Here is an 18,188-nt window from a genome sequence, read left to right on the forward strand (position 1 = left end):
AAACAGGGGCAAAGAGTTTCTGCGCCCATTGAAAATGATCACGAGTGGAGCTGAGAAATGCGGCTGATGTAAGTTTGGACATAGGCGTCCAATTCGCCTATGGAGGCTCGCTCAAGCGCTTGCTGGTGCAGCCTTGAGGTGACGCTCAGCGCCTCCAGATTCGACTCTTCGTCGCCGGCCAGACCCTTGAAGTATTCGGCGTGCTGCTTGCTCTGAAGAAGGCCGAACCGCGCCAGACTCGATTTTCGTTTTCGCAGCGCCTCCAGCACCTGTGCCGAAGGCGTCAGGGTGCAGTTTTCGACCTTGTCTCGCTGTGATTGGACGGCCTCGGTATGGAGGTCGCCAGCGTGGCTTCGATCCAGCAACGCGCCGAGTGGCTGAATGCTCTCCAACAAGTCGCAAGCCCAGGTTTTCAAATCGGTGTTCTGTCCTTCCCTCAGCAGTTGCAGCCCGGGTCGACGACCTTCTTTGGCGACCTTGAGGAAATTTTGATCGGCATGCAGTTGCTCATCACTGCTCAGTCGCGGACTGTCCTGCAACGCGCAAAACAACAAAAACGCATCGAGAAAGCGCATTTGGACAAGATCCATTCCCGCTGGCATAAATGGATTGATGTCCAGGCAGCGCACTTCCACGTATTGAATGCCCCGTGACAACAACGCCTGAAGCGGTCTTTCGCCGATATCTGTCACCCGTTTGGGGCGGATACTGGCGTAGAACTCGTTTTCAATCTGCAGCGTGTGAGTGCTCAGCTGCACTCGTTCGCCCGCCTGGTGAGTCCCCATTTCCTCATAGCCTGGGTGGGGCGTGGAGACCGCACGGTGTAACATTTCCATGTAATTGCCAAGGGTGTCATAACTCGGATTGAGGTCGGATTGGGCTCGGCTTTGATAACCCAGATCGCTCATGCGCAAGCTGGTGGCAAAGGGCAGGTAGAGAGTGTGCTCATCGAGCCGTTCGAGTGCGTGCGCGCTTCCCTTGAGAAAGCTGGACTCCACCGCTGGGGAGGCGCCGAACAGATACATCAGCAACCAGCTGTAGCGTTTGAAATTACGAATCAGGGCCATATAGCACGCTGACTGATAATCCTGCAGGGCCTGCGTATCACCTTCCTCCCGTTGCAGAAGCGCGAAGAGCGCTTCGGGCATCGAGAAGTTGTAATGAATGCCGGCAATGCACTGCATTTTTTTGCCATAGCGCAAGGCCAATCCTTTGCGGTAAAGATATTTCAACTGCCCTGTATGTGAAGTGCCGTAAAAGGCGATCGGTATGTTTTCTTCTTCCGGGAGGGGGCATGGCATGGACAAGCTCCACAGAAATTCCCCTTCAAGGTTGCTGCAAGCGAATCGGTGGATTTGCTCCAGGCAGGCCAAGGATTCCACTGCCCCCGGCATGGCCGGAGTGATGAATTCCAGCAAGGATTCGGAGTAGTCGGTGGTTATCTGCGGATGGGTAAGTGCCGAACCCAGTGCGACAGGGTGCGGTGTCAGTGCAAGGAGTCCCTCGCAATCCACGCGCAAACATTCGCGCTCAATCCCTCTCAGGCATTGACTCAACAGGTCGTAATGGGCCGGTTGCGCCAGCAGCCTTTGTCGACGAAACAGAAGATCACTCAAGGGTCATTCCTGCGCACACAGTTGGGTTGATGAGACCGGTTGTCCTGCTGTTCCAGTCTTTTTTCGGGTCACGCGGTCCACCAGATACACCAGCCCGTGATAATCGATCCCGCCATGCTGGCTCAGGCCAATCTCACAAGTGCGACTGGTGGAAATGCCTTCGCTGCAGTACTGCACCGCATCTTTCAGAGTGCGCAGTGAATGTGCATTCAGTTCGGGAGTGGTGAAGCCCTTGTCGCCGGCAAACCCGCAGCAATGAATGCCTTCGGGGATGACCACGTTGTTGCTGCATTTGCGCGCCAGATCGATCAGCGCCTGGCTTTCACCAAGGTGCTGGGTGCTGCAGGTGACATGCACCGCGATGGGCGCTTCCTGCGGCGTGAACTGCAGTCGATCCATCAGGTGCGTACGAATGAAACGTACCGGGTCGTACAGGTCCAGGCGTACTTCGCCCAGGTCCTGGATCAGGCGCAACGTGCAGGGGCTGGTGTCGCAGTAGATCGGGTCGAGTCCGCCACGGCTGGCGTGGCGCAGAGCGCCAATCAGTTCCTGGCGTTTGTGTTCGGCCTGTTCAGCATAACCCTTAGAGGCGAACGGCTGGCCACAGCAGAGGTTGTCCAGGTTGTCCGGGAAGACCACCTGGTAACCGGCTTTTTCCAGCAGGCCGCGGGTCTTGTCGCACAGCGACATTTGTTCCTTGTCGCCCGCCGCCGGCCCCATCGCCCGTGAAACGCATGCGGCCAGGTACACCACGCGCGGGCGTTCGTCGCTCACTGTCGGGCTGAAGCGAATGGCTTTTTCCGGCTGTGGTATGGCGTTGGTCCATTGCGGAACCTGGCCTTTGGACAAGCGCGTCAAGGTTGCGGATAACTTTGCCAGGCGTGGCGCACCCAGCAACATCCGTGCGCCATTGGCCACGTGCAGGGTGAAACGCGCACCTTGCAGCGCCGTGGCGAAATTTCCCTCCAGCCAGTTGGCAGTTTTCTTATGGGTGGCGTGCTGGCCACGAAGCTTTTTCACCAGCTCGCCGGTGTTGATTCCTACAGGGCAGCGTTGCGCACAAAGACCGGTGGCGGCGCAGGTGTCGATGCCCTGGTATTCGTAGGCCGCTTCGAGTTCGCGGGTGTCGACCCCGGCGCGTTTCTTCGCCTGGATGTCCCGCCAGATCACGATCCGCTGGCGCGGGCTCAAGGTCAGGCCTTTGGAGGGGCAGACCGGCTCGCAGAAGCCGCATTCGATGCACTTGTCGATGATCTCGTCGGCGGCCGGCAGCGGTTTCAGATGCTTGAGGTGGATTTGCGGGTCTTCGCTGAGCACCACGTCCGGATTGAGAATGCCGTTGGGATCGAGCAGGCGCTTGAGCTGCCACATCAACTGGTAGGCGTCGCTGCCCCATTCCAGTTCGACGAAGGGTGCCATGTTGCGCCCGGTACCGTGCTCGGCCTTGAGCGAACCGCCGAACTTGACAGCCACCAGTTGCGCCACGTCGTCCATGAACGCCTGGTAGCGTGCGACTTCTTCCGCGCTGTTGAAGCCCTGGGTGAAGACGAAGTGCAGATTGCCTTCCAGTGCGTGTCCGAAAAGGATCGCTTCGTCGTAGTGATGTTTGTCGAACAGCTCGATCAGCCGGTTCACGCCGAGGGCCAGTTGTTCCACCGGGAAGGTCACGTCCTCGATGATCACCGTGGTTCCGGTTTTGCGCACCGCGCCGACGGCGGGGAAGGTGTCCTTGCGGATCGCCCAGAGCCGGGCGTTTTCCAGCGGGTCTTCGGTGAAATCGATTTGCTTCTCTACCGGGAACGAAGACAGCGACGCCATGATCTGCGCCAGCTGTTCCTGCAACAACGAGGTAGATGCCGCGCGGGATTCGATCAGCAGGGCGCAGGCATTGTTCGACAGCTGTTGTACGAAAGCGTGCATGCCGGGCTTGTTCTGCACCGAGCGCAAGCTACGGCGGTCCAACAACTCTACCGCTGACACCGGTTGGCTTTTGAGCACGGTGACGGCGTTGCAGCAGGTTTCCACATCCGGGAATACGATCAGCGCCGAGGCCTTGTTCGGGTGATCGATCACCGTGTCGTAGGTCACTGCGCTGATGAAGCCGAGGGTGCCTTCGGAGCCCACCAGCAAGTGGCTCAGGATATCCACAGGTTCGTCATAATCCACCAGGGCGTTGAGTGACAGGCCGGTGGTATTTTTCAGACGGTATTTGTGGCAAATTCTCGCGGCCAGTTCGGCATTGGCGCGGGTCTCGCGGCCCAAGGTCGCGAGGCGCTCCAGCAGGTCGCCATGACTGGCGCGAAACGCCGCGATACTGGTGGCGTCTTCGGTATCGAGACGGCTGCCGTCGGCCAGCACCAGACGAATGCCGGCCAGGGTGTGATAGGTGTTTTGCGCCGTGCCGCAGCACATGCCGCTGGCATTGTTGGCCACGATGCCGCCGATTTTGCAGGCGTTGATCGAGGCCGGGTCCGGGCCGATCTTGCGCCCGAACGGTGCCAGCCAGGCATTGGCCTGCGCGCCGATCACCCCCGGTTGCAAGCGGATCTGTGTGCCTTGGCCACGGATCTCGCGACCGTTCCAGTTATCCCCAAGCACGATCAACACCGAATCGCTGATGGCTTGCCCGGACAGGCTGGTGCCGGCGGCGCGGAAGGTCACGGGAACCCGGTCGCGCTGTGCCAATTGCAGCAGCGCCACCACTTCATCTTCGGACTCGACGCGAATCACCAGTTGCGGAATCAGGCGATAGAAGCTGGCATCCGTTCCGAAAGCCAGGATGGACAGATCGTCATCGAATCGCCGCGCACGCGGAATTATTGTATTTACAGCTTCACGAAATCTGACAGGCAGGCTCACAGATCCTCCGGCGAGGTGGGGCAGGGCAATGACTCATCTCAGTGGCAACAAGCCCCTGGTTGAGCAGGCCTGCATTTTTGTGATCGTTGTATCGATCTTCGTTCGTTTTTCCTGGAACACCGGGCCTTTGACGGCTTGGGTGTAAACACGGCCATTAGCCGGTTGCAGAGAGATTGAAGGGCGATTGCAGGTAGGGTGATGATCCTTGTTCCAGATCATGCAGGTATCGCGCAGCGGGAGGGTAATAGCCTGGTACTACGATGCGTTGCGCGTTCGAAGTTCCAGACCCGTCGTGGTGATGGAGGTATTTCCTGACGGGTTGTAAACGCTAAAAAAACGCTGGGCAAAATCCCGCCAAGGGTCATAATGAAACGCTCTAATTCAATCACTGTATCGCACTGATTACCCAAAAAACACGGAATGTCCAAGAGGGTTGCGCTCTCCCTTTAATGCACGCATTAACCTGTGGGGTGATGTGAAATGCTTAAGCGCATTTTTGTCAGCATCATTGGTATAGGGGTTGCCGGAGCTGTATTGTTCGGAATTTACGCTTGGCATCCGGAAATCGGATCCATTACACCCCCGACCAGGAACCTATTCCCTTCGGACATGGTCGAGCACGGCAAAATCATGGCCGCTGCCGGTTACTGCCGTACTTGTCAAACTACCCCGGGTGGTCAGGAGTACGCGGGTAACTATCAGATGAACACCCAGTTCGGTGCCATCTACTCCAGCAACATCACTCCGGCCCCTGACACGGGTATCGGTCGTTGGTCAGAAGAGGCGTTTATCCGCGCCATGCGTGCCGGTGTCAGCCGCGATGGTCATCACTTGTTGCCGGCGTTCCCGTTCGAGCACTTCAATAAAATGACGAATGACGTTATCAAGGCTGTCTATGCCTTCCTCATGTCATCCGTGCCGGCGATCAATCAGCAGAAGAAGGAAAACGGTATTCCGTTTCCGATCAATCTTCGCTTTCTGCAAGCAGGCTGGAAACTGCTGTTCGCCAACACCGATCCGTTTGAAAAGCGTAGCGACAAGTCTGAGGAATGGAACCGCGGTGCCTATTTGGCCCAGGGAATCAGCCACTGCGGTGCCTGCCATACGCCACGTAATGCGCTGGGGGGCGAAAAATACAGTCACATGTAAGAAGGCGCATCGATTGACGGCTGGGTCGCACCATCGCTGACCCGCACCAGCATGTCGCCGCTGCCTTGGCGAGTGCAGGACTTCCATGAATACCTGCGTACTGGCAACTCTCTATTCCACGGCAGTGCCGCTGGCCCGATGGCGCCTGTCGTGCATGAGGGCTTGTCTGCCTTGCCTGACGCGGATATCAAAGCGTTGAGTGTTTACTTTGGCGAGTTGGCGGGTGACAACAACAACGAACCAGCGGCCAGTCCTAAACTCCAGACCGCTGACCAGGCACAGCACAAGACCACAGACTTGCGGATCGATCATGGTGCCCGGCTGTATAACAGCACCTGTTCTGCTTGCCACTACAGCAGTAGCCAGCTGGTGAAAGGTCGTCCGTTGCTGGCCCTGGGCAGCGCTACTCATCTTGACGACCCGAGTAATCTGATCAACGTCATACTCGATGGCTTCAGAAGCGATCAAGGGATTCGCGGTGTGGTCATGCCTCAGTTCCGCGAAGCGCTCAATGATGACGACATAACAGCCATTGCCACTTACCTGCGACAAACGGCGAATGAACAGCCATGGCCGATCTGAAACAGAAAGTCGCTGAGATTCGTCGTCAGCCCCGGTTTGAGCATTAATTCGCGGGAGGAGTGAGCCATGGCCAGGTTTATGTTGAACGGCAAGCCAACAGTTGCCGACGTGGACACAGACATGCCTCTTCTGTGGGTTATCCGTGACGAATTGAACATGACCGGCACCAAGTTCGGTTGCGGTATTGGTGCCTGCGGTGCTTGCACCGTACACGTTGGTGGCCGAGCCACCCGTTCCTGTATCACGCCTGTCTCCGCCGTGGTGGGTGCCAGTGTCACCACCATCGAAGGCTTGTCCGAGCAAGGCAATCATCCGTTGCAGGTGGCCTGGCATAAATTGCAGGTACCACAGTGTGGCTACTGCCAGCCTGGTCAGATCATGCAGGCCGCCGCGCTGCTGAGCGACTTTCCCGATCCGACCGATGCAGATATCGATGCGGTGATGAGTGGCAACGTCTGCCGCTGCATGACTTACGTACGCATCCGCAAAGCGATTCATAAAGCGGCTGCTGCAATGAGGCAGGAGGTCAACGATGAGCGCGCTGTTTAATACGGGCGGACCAACAGGCATGACTCGCCGTGGCTTTCTGGTTGCCATGACCCTGGCGGGGCTCAGCTTTGGCTTTCCACGCGGCGTGTTAGCGGCCATGGATCCTGCGACGACCGATGACGCGGCGCTACCCAGTGAAGGCGCAATCTACGAACCTTCGGTGTGGTACTCCATCGACAACGCCGGCAAGGTCAAGGTCAAGGTCAACATCATTCGGGTCGAAATGGGCCAGCACGTGGGGTACTTCCATCGCCCGAATCCTTGCGGACGAATTGGAGGTGTCTTGGGAAAATGTGGAAATCGTCCATGTGGACAGTGCCAGGAAATGGGGCCTGATGGTGACCGGCGGGAGTTGGTCGGTGTCCCAGAGCTGGCCGGTTTACTGTCAGGCCGGTGCTGCCGGACGGGTGGCATTGATTGAAGCTGCTGCCAAAAAATGGGGCGTTTCGCCCGATTCCTGTGTGGCCCGCGGCGGTAGGGTGGTTTGCGGAAAACAGGAAATTTCCTACGCCGAACTGGTCACCTTGGGCGTGACCCGTGAGTTCAGCGAAGCGGAGCTGAAAGCGCTGCCACTGAAGGCCGATGCCGACCTGAGGCTGGTGGGTAAACCGGTCACTTCGCTGGACATTGCCAACAAAACCACGGGTGACGCCGTCTTCGGTATCGACGCCAGAGTTGAGGGCATGGTGTATGCCAGCCCGTTGCTGCCACCGACCCGATATGGTGTTGGCGCTGACGCCGAATTGACCCAGTTGCCGAGATGTCACTGACCTAGGCTGATTCCTCGAAAAACATTGGTTGTGCAGAGTTTGTGCTGATTTAGAGGTGGGGCAGTCTTACGTCGGCACGTGGGTCAATTCGGCATCGCCCTCAAGAAGGCTGACCTTTGTGGATGCCCCATTGTCCTATAGCGGCTCGATTTTCCTATCGGTTAGCGAGACATCCAGCCTATCGTTGCCACGAGGTCTTCGTCACTGCAGTCACTGCAGAGCCCACGTGGTGGCATGACACTCAATCCATTCACTACGTTTTTGAGTAGTGCCTCTTGCCCTTGAGCAAGGCGAGGTTTCCACGCAGCTGCATCACCTTTCTTGGGCGCGTTTGGGAGTTGGCCGTTGTGGCACATGGCGCAGGATTTTGCGAATACGGCCTCAGGCTCTTGAGCTGCCTGGGCAGAAGCAATCATGAAGGCTGTAGCGGCAATCAGCAGTGTTTTTCTCATAGATGATCCTCTTGTTGTTGTTCAGAAATTGTCTTTCCACTTGCGCATTGCAGCGAAGCATTCCTCGGCGGATCTGATGGTCAGCCCCGCGTGACGTTCGATAGCCTCAACGATCTTCGCTTCCCGTACGCGGAGGAACGGGTTAAATGCACGCTCAACGCCGATTCGGGTCGGTAAGGTGCACTCACCGCGGTCACGGATTTCGCAGACCTCGGCCAAGCGCTCGGCGATTTGCTGATTGTCTGGGTCAACAGCCAATGCAAAACGCAGGTTGGAGAGGGTGTACTCGTGTGCACAGTAGACTTGCGTCTGCTCCGGTAGCGCTGCAAGGCATTCGAGCGAGGTCAGCATCTGCAGCGGCGTACCCTCGAACAGGCGCCCACAACCGGCGCTGAACAGCGTGTCGCCGCTGAACAGCACATTCTCATCAACCAGGTGGTAAGCCAAGTGTCCGGAAGTATGGCCAGGCACCCCGATCACGTTGATGGTACGTCCCAATACCTGGATCAGATCACCATCCTTGAGTGGCCGATCCCTATAGGGGATCGGCTCGTTTTCCGGGCCATGGACGAGAAGGTCGAAGGCAGACTTCAGCTTCTCGATACCGCCCACATGGTCACTGTGGTGGTGAGTGATCAGTACATCAGTGAGCACCCAACCAGGATGCTCAGCCAGCCAGGCTTGAACTGGCCCGGCATCACCTGGATCTACGACTGCACAGGCCTGGTTTGAGTGATCAGCCAGAAGCCAGATGTAGTTGTCGGTGAATGCCGGGAGAGCGCAAATCTCCAAACGGTTGTCGGGAGTAGTAGTCATGCCGCATGCGTCCTTAAGGCATCGGCAATGTACTCAGCCTGACGGATCGCGAGGCTGACGATCGTCAGGGTAGGGTTCTCGGCTGCGCTGGTGGTGAACTGACTGCCATCCGAAATGAAGAGATTCGGGACTTCATGGCTTTGCCCGTATTTATTGCAGACGCCATCAGCTTCCTTGTGGCTCATGCGACATGTGCCCATGTTATGAGTCGAGGGGTAGGGTGGTACTCGATGCGTCTTCAGTGCTCCGACGGCCTCATAGACCGCACTACCTTGCTGATAGGCATGCTCTCGCATGGCGATATCGTTGGGGTGGTCGTCGTAGTGCACGTTGGCCACTGGAATGCCGAAGCGGTCTTTGACGGTATCGCTCAGGGTGATGCGATTGGTTTCCCGGGGCATGTCCTCACCGACCAGCCACATGCCAGCCAGATGCGTGTAGTTGTCCATGACGCGGGTGAAGTCGCGCCCCCAGGCGCCGGGGTTGAAGAACGCAGCCATGAAGGAAAGGCCGAGCGAGATGGTTTCCATCTCGTAGCCACCGACAAAGCCTCGGTCGGGATTGAAGTGCACCTCATCACCGATTAGGCCGGCCATGATGGTGCCGCGGTAGAAGTGCACCGGATCCTTGAACTCCGCAAACACTGAGCCGGTGGTATGGCGCATGTAGTGCTTACCAACCATCCCTGAACCGTTGCCAATCCCATGAGGGAACAATGTGCTGGTCGAATTCAACAGCAAGCGGGGCGTTTCGATGGCATTGCCTGCGACCGCAACAAGACGCGCTTTCTGGCGTTGCAGTCGTCCCTGCGCATCCGCGTAGACCACTCCAGTCGCGCGTCCCTTGGCATCGTGCTCGATCTTCACTGCGTGCGCCTGCGTGCGGAGCTCGAGCTTACCTGTGGCTTCCGCTGCTGGAATCTCGGTGTACAGCGTTGACCACTTTGCCCCCATCTTGCAGCCCTGGAAGCAGAATCCGAGTTGCATGCATTGAGCACGTCCTGCGCGAGCACGGCTGTTGATCGCCATGTGGCCGGTACTGCATTTCTTGTAACCAAGCTTGCGAGCACCGTTGTACATCACCTGGAAATTGTTGTTTCCCGGCAGTCCAGGAATGTCGTTGGTGCGCGTCACGCCCATCTTGTCTTCTGCCCTTGCATAGAAGGGCTCCAATTCTGCAAGCGTCAGTGGCCAGTCGAGCAGATTCGCGTCTTTGATGTCGCCGTAGGTCTGCCGCGCTCGGAATTCATGCTCCTGGAATCGAAGGCTGGCACCTGCCCAGTGAGTGGTGGTTCCACCGACGGTTTTACAGATCCAGGCGGGGAGATTCGGGAAGTCCTTGGCGATCTGCCACGAGCCCGAGGTAGTGCGAGTATCGCCCCAGGACAATTGCTCGAATGAAGGCCATTCGTCATTGATGAATGTGGCAGAGGATTGGCGCTGTCCAGCTTCCAGCAGAACGACTGGAATACCCTTCTGGCACAGTTCATTGGCCAGTGTCCCGCCACCCGCACCAGAGCCGATGATCACCACTACCGAGTCGTCGTCGAAATTGAATGTAGTCATGTACGCATCCTCAGGAAAAGGCGGGGGGACTGGCTTCGGTAGGGGCAGCAGGCAGCCATTTCAGATCGTTGAAGCCGCGCATCAAGTAGCCGCCTTTGGGGAAGGAGGCGCCCTCGTAGCCAAAGTGCTGGTAGGCGAGTTCATTGCTGTAAAGAGCATTGACCGATACTGATCTGATCAGGGTGAAAAACGGGGTGGTCTGGATGGACTCCAGCAAGGCCAATTGGCGTGGCTCATCCAGATTCAGCCAGGCGCCGTCGGCAGACTTGTCCAGCTCGTTCAAACCTTGTTCAAGCAGGGGAAGAATGGAGGGGTCAGTAACGGCGCGGTCGTCCAGTGCTTTGATCGCAAAGGCGTACACAGCGTCTTCCATCTGATCGTGAGGGTAGATCCGGCGCACCACAACGATCAGTCGTGCGGCTTGATCGTTGTTCAGCATTTTCATCTCGAGCGCCCAGGTTTTACTGGGGGCGAGCAGGGCAATGGGGCCGGAGGTGAAAAGCAACGTGCCCAAGAGAATTCCGCCGCTGCCTTTCAGAAAGCTACGGCGGCTGGCTTGTATATCCTGCATGCTGTTCTCCTTGTTGTTGTTATTAGGAGCCTGACATCACGGGTGCTGCTTTGTTGGGGAGTGGCGTTTTTCCGCGCTGTATTAATAGACGACGCCTAGGCGTCTGATGCTTGTGGTTGCGTTACTGGTAGTGGCCGGCGCGCTGCAGCACCTCAATCTTGTAGCCGTCGGGGTCTTGGATGAAGAAGAAGCGAGCGAGCATCTCCTCGCCACGTTTGAATTCCTTGATGGGGGCAGGTGAGAGCCCTATTTCGCTCAAGCGAGCGTGATGGAGATCAAGGTCTTCTACTGCGAAGGCGACATGGCCATAGCCACTGCCGTGGGTGTAGCTGTCTTGGCCCTTGTTCCAGGTCAGTTCGATTTCGGCGCCGCTTTGCTGGTCGCGCAGGTACACGAGGGAGAAATCGTCGAACTCAAGGCGATGGGATTCCTGCAGGTCGAATGCTTGTCCGTAGAAACTCATGGAGGCATCCAGGTCACCTACGCGGATCATGGTGTGGAGGAATTTCGACATTATCAGGCTTTCCTGTGGTGTTGTTATGCACTCAAGATGGCAGAATGAAAATCTGGTGGGTAATAAGTGGCTATTACGTGCGCCTCGGCAGCGAAATGGGCACGTGTAATAGCGGTGTATTACCCGCGTGATGCCTTGGGAAGGTAGCTTCAGGTGTGGGCATATGCCCACGACGCGACTTAGCCAGGTGAAACCAGCGGAGGCATCATGTGTGAGCTGTACGTGAAGGCAGACCCGATTCTCTATGAATCGCGCTCGCGCTCCTTGCGCATCCGGGGCGTGGTTACCACCCTGCGTCTAGAAAACCAGTTCTGGGACATCCTGACCGAGATCGCTTCAGCGGATGGTGTCAGCACGAACCAACTCATCGCTAAGCTGTACGAGGAAGTCATGGATTACCGGGGAGAAGTGGTGAATTTTGCCTCGTTCTTGAGGGTGAGCTGCACCCGCTACCTCAGCCAAAAGCAGGTGGCCAATAGGGTGGTGCCACTTTCGATCGCAGCGGGGTAAGTGAACTGCCTCGTGACGGTGTCCTGGCAGGTGCTCATCTGCCGGCAACCGACCACTCTTAGGCGCACCTCACAGGAGGCGAGAGTATTAGGCAACGTGCTGACGAGGCTGTTTTTAGGGTAGGGCGTGTGGCACGGCTTCTTATTGGCATATTCCAACTGCAGAGGCGTTACCTTTGGCGAATTACGATTTCCAAGAGCTGCTGGCCCGTTTGAACCATTTGGAGGACACCGATCCAGGTGCAGCAATCAGGGAAGCGCGAAGAATCGTCGCTGATGGCCCACAGGCGCCAAACCTTAAGGTTATTCAGGCTGCGGCTCTGGTAAACGCAGGTGTGTTGATTCAGGCGCGCGACGCTGTTGAGGAAGGACTTGCACTGTACCGAGAGCTTCATTCGACCTTCCCAACCCCTGATGTGAAGTTCAACCTGGCCACGGCAATAATCAGTGCAGCGGCTTTCACCAGCGAAGAAGGTGATCGGCTAGACCCACCTCGAATCTACCAAGGCCCTGCGGGCTGAAGCCCGTGGCTACTTCTGGCACGTGGCTCAGAACACTGAGGCTGCAGATGCCATTCGCACACAGAGTTGGACGAACCTTGCTAATCAGCTGGAAGGAAGCTTCCGCTTCAGTGAAGCCCATGACGCCCGATTGGCAGCGCTGAAGCTAGACCCAGGGAATGGCGTAGCTGCGGCGTCCGCAATACGCTATCTGTTGAGCTGTTACCACCAAGGCCTGTGTTCCGACCTCGCTATCCACGAAGCCTCAGCGCTTGCCCAGGTCGCGAGATCAAATCGAGACCGTATCATTGAATACGCAGGCTTGCAGGCAGCCAACAGTAAGCGTCCGGTGAACTCACCTTACGAACTCCAGCTTTTAGGGCGATGGTGTCCGGGTATTTTTAAGCGGACGCGATCGCCCTTATCGCCAGGATTTCCATGCGCCAACGAAGCTCTTATCCGAAACCATTCAAAGCCCAGGTCGTTCAGGAATGCCTGCAACCTGGGGCAACCGTATCGAGTGTCGCCATCAGCCACGGCATCAATGCCAATGTCATCCGCAAATGGATGCCGCTCTATCGAGACCAGCCCGCAGCGACTTCACTACCGGCGTTCGTTCCGCTAAAAGCCGCACCTAAACGGCCAGCCGAAGCCTCAGTGATCATCGAGTTGCCCATGGCCGGCCAATTGATCACAGTGAGATGGCCAGCCTCGGATCCCGAGGGCTGTGCGCAATTTATCCGGGCTGTCGCTCAATGATCCGCATTGATGCAATCTGGCTGGCCACCGAGCCGATGGACATGCGCGCCGGTACCGAAACGGCTTTGGCCCGGGTGATCGCGGTGTTCGGTGCGGCGAAGCCGCACTGCGCTTATCTGTTCGCCAATCGCCGTGCTAACCGGATGAAAGTGCTGGTGCACGATGGCGTGGGCGTCTGGCTTGCCGCGCGGCGCCTGAATCAAGGCAAGTTTCACTGGCCCGGAATTCGCCACGGCTGTGAGGTCGAACTCGACAGCGAGCAACTCCAGGCGTTGGTGCTGGGCCTGCCGTGGCAGCGGGTCGGCTCAGGCGGCGTGATCAGCATGCTGTAACCGCCGGCCATTTGGCCGGTCTGCTTGTCGTCGTTTCGGGCCTGCTCTGGCACAATCGGCGGCATGACTTTCTTGCCCAACCTCGACCAGATGACTCCGGAACAGCTTCGTGCCTTGGCGGCACAGGCGTTGCAATTGCAGTCCCAAGTCGAGGCGATGAGCAGGAAGATCCAGAACGATGAAATTCTCATCGAACAGTTCAAGTTCGAAATCGCCCTGCTCAAGCGCCACAAGTTTGCCAAGCCCAGCGAGCAGATCAGCCCAGCACAAGACAGCTTGCTGGATGACCTCCTCGACACAGACCTTGAAGCTATCGAAGAAGAGCTGAAAAAGCTCATCCCAGCTTCACCACAGGCCGAGCCACGGCAATCCCCGAAACGTGCGCCCTTGCCGCCGCAGTTTCCACGTACGGTGATTCGTCACGAACCCGAAAACACTCAGTGCGCCTGTGGCTGCCAGCTTCAACGCATCGGCGAAGACGTCAGCGAAAAGCTGGATTACACGCCTGGTGTGTTTACCGTCGAGCAACATGTACGTGGCAAATGGGCCTGCCGCCAGTGCGAAATACTGATCCAGGCGCCGGTGCCAGCGCAGGTTATCGACAAAGGTAGCCCAACCGCAGGTTTGCTGGCCCACGTAATGGTGGCCAAGTTTGCCGATCACTTGCCGCTGTATCGGCAGGAGAAAATCTTTGGCCGCGCCGGGCTGGCAATCGCTCGCTCGACCTTGGCCCAATGGGTTGGACAAACCGGCGTGCGGCTCCAGCCGTTGGTCGATGCATTGCGTGAGGCGTTGCTGAAGCAGGGCGTGATTCATGCTGATGAAACGCCCGTGCAAATGCTTGCACCGGGCGAGAAGAAAACCCACCGGGCCTACGTCTGGGCCTACAGCACGACGCCGTTTTCGGCCCTCAAAGCCGTGGTTTACGACTTCAGCTCAAGCCGTGCTGGCGAACATGCGCGCAACTTCCTCGGCGACTGGAACGGCAAGTTGGTCTGCGATGACTTCGCTGGCTACAAAGCTGGCTTTGAGCAAGGCATCACTGAAATCGGCTGCATGGCCCACGCCCGTCGCAAGTTTTTCGATTTGCATGTGGCGAACAAAAGCCAGTTGGCCGAACAGGCGTTGCATTCGATTGGCGGTTTATACGAGATCGAGCGCCAGGCACGGGACATGAGCGATGAAGATCGGTGGCGATTACGTCAGGAGTTGGCGGTACCGATCAGCAAAACACTGCATGAGTGGATGTTGGCCCAGCGCGACTTGGTGCCCAACGGATCAGCCACGGCCAAAGCCCTCGACTACAGCCTGAAACGCTGGGTAGCGCTGACGCGCTACTAAGACGATGGGGCTGTGCCCATCGACAACAACCAAGTCGAGAACCAGATAAGGCCATGGGCACTCGGGCGCTCGAACTGGCTGTTTGCCGGGTCGCTACGCAGCGGTAAGCGGGCGGCTGCGATCATGAGCCTGATCCAATCAGCGCGCATGAATGGGCATGATCCGTATGCCTATCTCAAGAATGTGCTGACGCGGCTGCCGACGCAGCGGGCCAGCGAGATTGAGCAGTTGCTGCCGCATCAGTGGGTGCCAGCCTGACTTGCACAAGGTGAGTTGGGCGGACGCTTACTTTCCGGCACCTGCTGGAGATGCAACAACTCGCGGCAGGGATTCTGGAAACCATCAACAACTATTTGCAAGACAAAGGGAGGTCTGTCGCTACGCCAGGGTACGATTGTCGATGCCACCATCATCCACGCGCCCAGTTCGACCAAGAACAAGGATGGCAAGCGCGATCCGGAAATGCACCAGACGAAGATGTATAGTCAGCCCACCTCCTGCAACGCAGTTTGATGAACGGTAAAGCATGCTTGCGCTAATGTATCCGGGCTCGTGGTGAGCACGTTCATTAGCGCTCGGCCCTTGATGAGAAGTCGCTCCCAATTGTCCTTGATAAAGGGATCAGCTTTAAAAACTATCTTCGTTTTCAGGTTTTCAGTTGGGATGTCTGCCGTTTATCGTCATCATCACTGTCGTCGCAAAAGCCGGTGGTAAGTCGGTTAGGTCAAGCCATCTGTTTCACGTTGTAGCTGCCGCCTCGGGCTAATACTGCCCAGACGATTCTTGTCGTCTTGTTGGCCAGCGCACAGGCGACTTTGTTCGGGGGCTTGCGAGCCAAAAGATTTCTTACCCAAGCTCCGAGTGCATCGTCACGCTTGTCGATTCGTATCATCAGTGCGTGAGCGCCTTGCACCAGCAGGCAGCGCAGATACTTGTCGCCGCGCTTGCTGATGCCAAGCAAGCTCGTCTTGCCACCGCTTGAATACTGTCGAGGCACCAACCCGAGTGACGCGGCAAAGTCGCGTGAGCGTTTGTAAGTCGAAGCGTCACCGACATCGGCCACCAGCGCGCTAGTGGTGAGAGGGCCGATGCCGGGGATGCTCAGCAAGCGCATGCCGGCGGCGTCCTCAGACAACTGCTGTTTGATCTCGACATCGATCCCCTTGATATCTCTCGTCAGGCGTTGAATATCGAGCAGCATTCGCTCAACCGCATTACGCAGTCGAATCGGCAGCTCATGGCGTTCCATCAAAGCGGGCACCTGCTCCAGAGCAGCATGTCCAATGGGGAAAATGATCCTGAGCTCCAGCAGGACACCGTGCACCTGGTTGATGATTCGCGTGCGATTATCCACCCAAGACTTGCGCAGCTTGTGCTCAGTCGACAGGATCTGCTGCTCAAGGGTCTTTACTGGAACCGAGCGGGTTCTGGGTCGCGACGCGGCTTCGCAGATGGCCTCTGCATCGATAAAGTCATTCTTGTTGCCAGTGACGTAGGCCTTCACATGCTGCGCCGCGATTAATTGCACGCGGTGGCCCAAGCCCTCGATCTGCCTAGCCAGCCATTACGAACTGCCGCAGGACTCCATGCAATTTTGCAGCTTGGCAACTGCGCCAGATACGGCAGCAATTGGCAACGATTGAGCTTCTTGCGCATGAGCTGATTTCCTCTCGCATCCTGGCCATGCAGGTGGAAGGTGTTCTTGCCGATGTCGATACCTAGAAGCGTTACGGTGTTCATGAGAGATCCTCCTTCGGTCAAGAGAGAAACCCGGTAAGTCTAGACTCACCGGGTTTCTCGAACTGGGCTGACCATCTCATTAAGACAACCAGTACTTCTTCGGCATGAAAGCGCATATCGGAGCCGACGCAGAATCGGGCCTGGTACATCATGTCCATGGCACAGCCGCCAACGTGGCTGACGTGACGGAAGTTTCACATCTACTGCATGGCGCAGCGAACGTCGCCAATGCCGATTCGGGCTATACCGGCGTTGAGAAACGACCGGAGCATGAAGGGCGACCGGCGACCTGGCAGATCGCTGCGCGACGCAGCACCTACAAGCACTTGGGCCAACGCGCGTGCTCTACTCAGCCAAGCGCCAGATCGAGAAGGTCAAGGCGCAGGTACGGGCGAAAGTCGAGCATCCGTTCCGAGTGATCAAGCTTCAGTTCGGCTATGTGAGAACTCGCTTTCGCGGCGTGGCCAAGAACACGGCGCAACTGACGACGTTGTTTGCGCTGGCGAGTCTGTGGATCCATCCGGCCAGCATGGCCGCAAACCAAACTGGGAAATCCACAGTCCTCCGGGTATTCATCCCTGGCCGGTAGCCCCCCACATGGTTGTCTTAGGTGGAAACCTGGATGACTGCTTTTGGCCGATTCTGTTGAAAAAGTCTCGTAGCGTCGCTCGCCTATGAAAGAAGGTGAGCGACGTTAAAATCTGACTCGCTCAGAAGGCAGAAATGCATTAGATTTTACATAGCAACGCGAAAATTGAGCGCTTTTCGACCTGCTGACAACCCATGTCCGTAAAAATCGACTTTTTCAACAGAATCGGCCGATAGCTGCCCCAGAGTGTCGACAGGTTTCGTCTATTCAAGATGAACCAGTGTCCATCCTCAGCCAACCACTGGGTAGTTAGCATCGCTCCATAAGGTGTCTGGGCTAACCGTTTGGTCGCGGTGGATCTTCTTGCCCATTGTCTCGACTTTCTGATCGAGACTCTCGACACGTTGCATCAACTGCGCCGCCAGAGCGCGCAGTTGTTCAGGGGGCAGTTGGTCGAGATTGGGCAGCGAAGTCATGCCGCCGGTTTTGCCGGAGCAGGCCAAAGCCGACGATAGGCTCATCGGACAATTGCACGGCCCGGGTGAGGTTTATGGCATGCAGATATTGTCATCGTTCTGGGCTAGGGCCTGTTGCAATGTCATCAACCTAAGCTGCAGCCCTGCCCAAGGTAAGCCCCCCGAAGCAGCCAGCTGCCATGGCCGTCGGGCGATGACCAGGCCTCTGCCGCTCAATCAGGCGGTCTAACTGGGCTGGCGGTGATGTGATCATCGTCTGTTCCGGCCCGGCTGTCTAGGCGAGATTTCTCGTTCTCCGGACGAGCCTATGCCGACCGCTTGTGGCCAGCTTTTTTTGCACACGGAGGTTGGGCGGTGGTGTTTCTTCAGCGCGTCGGTTTGTAGCCCCCACAACCTCGGCTGGCTGCGCGTTTGCGTTGGCGCGCAAAGCTACGGCCTGAGCGTACGGCACTGAGGCTTTTAGCCATCAAGGCCAGCACATTGCTCAGCCCCTGAGCAC

Annotated in this window: 16 protein-coding genes and 6 pseudogenes; 12 read left to right on the forward strand and 10 right to left on the reverse strand. The window is 57.3% G+C overall.

Features of this window, described 5'->3' with window-relative positions; all coding sequences use genetic code 11:
* Positions 1-38: 38 nt before the first annotated feature.
* Positions 39-1,616 (reverse strand): glutamate--cysteine ligase, encoded by a 1,578-nt coding sequence (gshA, locus tag APH34_RS27185; protein ID WP_009681568.1) that lies wholly within the window; start codon positions 1,614-1,616, stop codon positions 39-41.
* A gap of 3 nt (positions 1,617-1,619) precedes the next feature.
* Positions 1,620-4,475 carry an FAD-binding and (Fe-S)-binding domain-containing protein gene (locus APH34_RS27190; RefSeq protein WP_009681569.1) on the reverse strand — a complete coding sequence of 952 codons (2,856 nt, stop codon included), beginning with the start codon at positions 4,473-4,475 and terminating at the stop codon, positions 1,620-1,622.
* Between the two features lie 480 nt (positions 4,476-4,955).
* Between APH34_RS27190 and APH34_RS29815 the strand changes: the two genes are divergently transcribed.
* From APH34_RS29815 to APH34_RS30130, 5 genes and pseudogenes are all read left to right on the forward strand, one after another.
* Positions 4,956-5,624 (forward strand): cytochrome c, encoded by a 669-nt coding sequence (locus APH34_RS29815; RefSeq protein ID WP_197899466.1) that lies wholly within the window; start codon positions 4,956-4,958, stop codon positions 5,622-5,624.
* Between the two features lie 51 nt (positions 5,625-5,675).
* Entirely contained in the window at positions 5,676-6,206 is a 531-nt protein-coding gene (locus APH34_RS29820) for a cytochrome c (protein ID WP_016486912.1), read from the forward strand.
* A gap of 66 nt (positions 6,207-6,272) precedes the next feature.
* Positions 6,273-6,755 carry a (2Fe-2S)-binding protein gene (locus tag APH34_RS27200; RefSeq protein ID WP_009681570.1) on the forward strand — a complete coding sequence of 161 codons (483 nt, stop codon included), beginning with the start codon at positions 6,273-6,275 and terminating at the stop codon, positions 6,753-6,755.
* A gap of 116 nt (positions 6,756-6,871) precedes the next feature.
* A pseudogene (locus APH34_RS30125) lies at positions 6,872-7,225 on the forward strand (hypothetical protein); the annotation flags it as partial.
* A gap of 9 nt (positions 7,226-7,234) precedes the next feature.
* Positions 7,235-7,525, forward strand: a complete 291-nt coding sequence (locus APH34_RS30130) for a hypothetical protein (RefSeq protein WP_236183105.1) — start codon at positions 7,235-7,237, stop codon at positions 7,523-7,525.
* A gap of 161 nt (positions 7,526-7,686) precedes the next feature.
* Here APH34_RS30130 and APH34_RS29080 read toward each other — a convergent pair whose 3' ends face one another.
* From APH34_RS29080 to APH34_RS27225, 5 genes are all read right to left on the reverse strand, one after another.
* Positions 7,687-7,977, reverse strand: coding sequence for a cytochrome c5 family protein (locus APH34_RS29080; protein ID WP_009681572.1), 291 nt, complete (start codon positions 7,975-7,977; stop codon positions 7,687-7,689).
* Positions 7,978-7,998: 21 nt separating this feature from the next.
* On the reverse strand, positions 7,999-8,793 hold the full coding sequence (gene gloB, locus APH34_RS27210; protein ID WP_016486914.1) for a hydroxyacylglutathione hydrolase: 795 nt from the start codon (positions 8,791-8,793) through the stop codon (positions 7,999-8,001).
* Positions 8,790-10,358, reverse strand: coding sequence for a GMC family oxidoreductase (locus APH34_RS27215; RefSeq protein WP_009681575.1), 1,569 nt, complete (start codon positions 10,356-10,358; stop codon positions 8,790-8,792). The genes gloB and APH34_RS27215 overlap by 4 nt, the downstream gene beginning before the upstream one ends.
* A 10-nt stretch (positions 10,359-10,368) precedes the next feature.
* Positions 10,369-10,929 carry a hypothetical protein gene (locus APH34_RS27220; protein ID WP_009681576.1) on the reverse strand — a complete coding sequence of 187 codons (561 nt, stop codon included), beginning with the start codon at positions 10,927-10,929 and terminating at the stop codon, positions 10,369-10,371.
* Between the two features lie 121 nt (positions 10,930-11,050).
* Positions 11,051-11,443 (reverse strand): VOC family protein, encoded by a 393-nt coding sequence (locus APH34_RS27225; protein WP_009681577.1) that lies wholly within the window; start codon positions 11,441-11,443, stop codon positions 11,051-11,053.
* A 207-nt stretch (positions 11,444-11,650) separates the two neighbouring features.
* Here APH34_RS27225 and APH34_RS27230 point away from each other — a divergent pair, with 207 nt between their 5' ends.
* The 6 genes and pseudogenes from APH34_RS27230 to APH34_RS29095 form a co-directional block, all read left to right on the forward strand.
* Positions 11,651-11,953, forward strand: a complete 303-nt coding sequence (locus tag APH34_RS27230; protein ID WP_009681578.1) for a ribbon-helix-helix domain-containing protein — start codon at positions 11,651-11,653, stop codon at positions 11,951-11,953.
* Between the two features lie 175 nt (positions 11,954-12,128).
* On the forward strand, positions 12,129-12,473 hold the full coding sequence (locus tag APH34_RS29450) for a hypothetical protein (RefSeq protein ID WP_154211951.1): 345 nt from the start codon (positions 12,129-12,131) through the stop codon (positions 12,471-12,473).
* A gap of 417 nt (positions 12,474-12,890) precedes the next feature.
* Complete coding sequence (locus tag APH34_RS29090; RefSeq protein ID WP_009681580.1) at positions 12,891-13,211, forward strand: transposase; 321 nt, start codon at positions 12,891-12,893, stop codon at positions 13,209-13,211.
* A complete protein-coding gene (gene tnpB / locus APH34_RS30135) occupies positions 13,208-13,543 on the forward strand; it encodes an IS66 family insertion sequence element accessory protein TnpB (RefSeq protein WP_003189483.1) in 336 nt (111 codons plus the stop codon). Before APH34_RS29090 ends, tnpB begins: the two co-directional genes overlap by 4 nt.
* A gap of 63 nt (positions 13,544-13,606) precedes the next feature.
* Positions 13,607-15,142 (forward strand): annotated as a pseudogene (locus APH34_RS27245) (IS66 family transposase).
* A gap of 26 nt (positions 15,143-15,168) precedes the next feature.
* Positions 15,169-15,373 (forward strand): annotated as a pseudogene (locus APH34_RS29095) (IS5/IS1182 family transposase); the annotation flags it as partial.
* Between the two features lie 235 nt (positions 15,374-15,608).
* Here APH34_RS29095 and APH34_RS27250 read toward each other — a convergent pair.
* Positions 15,609-16,624: pseudogene (locus tag APH34_RS27250) on the reverse strand (IS110 family transposase).
* 86 nt (positions 16,625-16,710) lie between these two features.
* Between APH34_RS27250 and APH34_RS29100 the strand changes: the two are divergent.
* Positions 16,711-17,213, forward strand: a pseudogene (locus APH34_RS29100) (transposase); the annotation flags it as partial.
* Positions 17,214-17,503: 290 nt separating this feature from the next.
* On the opposite strand, the gene APH34_RS29105 reads toward APH34_RS29100, so the two are convergent.
* Both APH34_RS29105 and APH34_RS29455 read right to left on the reverse strand, forming a co-directional pair.
* Positions 17,504-17,734 (reverse strand): hypothetical protein, encoded by a 231-nt coding sequence (locus APH34_RS29105; RefSeq protein WP_009681584.1) that lies wholly within the window; start codon positions 17,732-17,734, stop codon positions 17,504-17,506.
* Between the two features lie 320 nt (positions 17,735-18,054).
* Positions 18,055-18,188: pseudogene (locus tag APH34_RS29455) on the reverse strand (IS4 family transposase); the annotation flags it as partial.

This window comes from Pseudomonas sp. NBRC 111131, from assembly GCF_001320525.1.
GTDB lineage: Bacteria > Pseudomonadota > Gammaproteobacteria > Pseudomonadales > Pseudomonadaceae > Aquipseudomonas > Aquipseudomonas ceruminis.

Coding starts and splice junctions, on each gene's coding strand:
- APH34_RS29815 (WP_197899466.1), top strand. CDS start 4,956: ATGCTTAAGCGCATTTTTGTCAGCATCATTGGTATAGGGGTTGCCGGA.
- APH34_RS27230 (WP_009681578.1), top strand. CDS start 11,651: ATGTGTGAGCTGTACGTGAAGGCAGACCCGATTCTCTATGAATCGCGC.
- APH34_RS27200 (WP_009681570.1), top strand. CDS start 6,273: ATGGCCAGGTTTATGTTGAACGGCAAGCCAACAGTTGCCGACGTGGAC.
- APH34_RS29080 (WP_009681572.1), bottom strand. CDS start 7,977: ATGAGAAAAACACTGCTGATTGCCGCTACAGCCTTCATGATTGCTTCT.
- APH34_RS29820 (WP_016486912.1), top strand. CDS start 5,676: ATGTCGCCGCTGCCTTGGCGAGTGCAGGACTTCCATGAATACCTGCGT.
- APH34_RS27225 (WP_009681577.1), bottom strand. CDS start 11,443: ATGTCGAAATTCCTCCACACCATGATCCGCGTAGGTGACCTGGATGCC.
- APH34_RS27220 (WP_009681576.1), bottom strand. CDS start 10,929: ATGCAGGATATACAAGCCAGCCGCCGTAGCTTTCTGAAAGGCAGCGGC.
- gloB (WP_016486914.1), bottom strand. CDS start 8,793: ATGACTACTACTCCCGACAACCGTTTGGAGATTTGCGCTCTCCCGGCA.
- APH34_RS29090 (WP_009681580.1), top strand. CDS start 12,891: ATGCGCCAACGAAGCTCTTATCCGAAACCATTCAAAGCCCAGGTCGTT.
- APH34_RS29105 (WP_009681584.1), bottom strand. CDS start 17,734: ATGAGCCTATCGTCGGCTTTGGCCTGCTCCGGCAAAACCGGCGGCATG.
- APH34_RS27215 (WP_009681575.1), bottom strand. CDS start 10,358: ATGACTACATTCAATTTCGACGACGACTCGGTAGTGGTGATCATCGGC.
- tnpB (WP_003189483.1), top strand. CDS start 13,208: ATGATCCGCATTGATGCAATCTGGCTGGCCACCGAGCCGATGGACATG.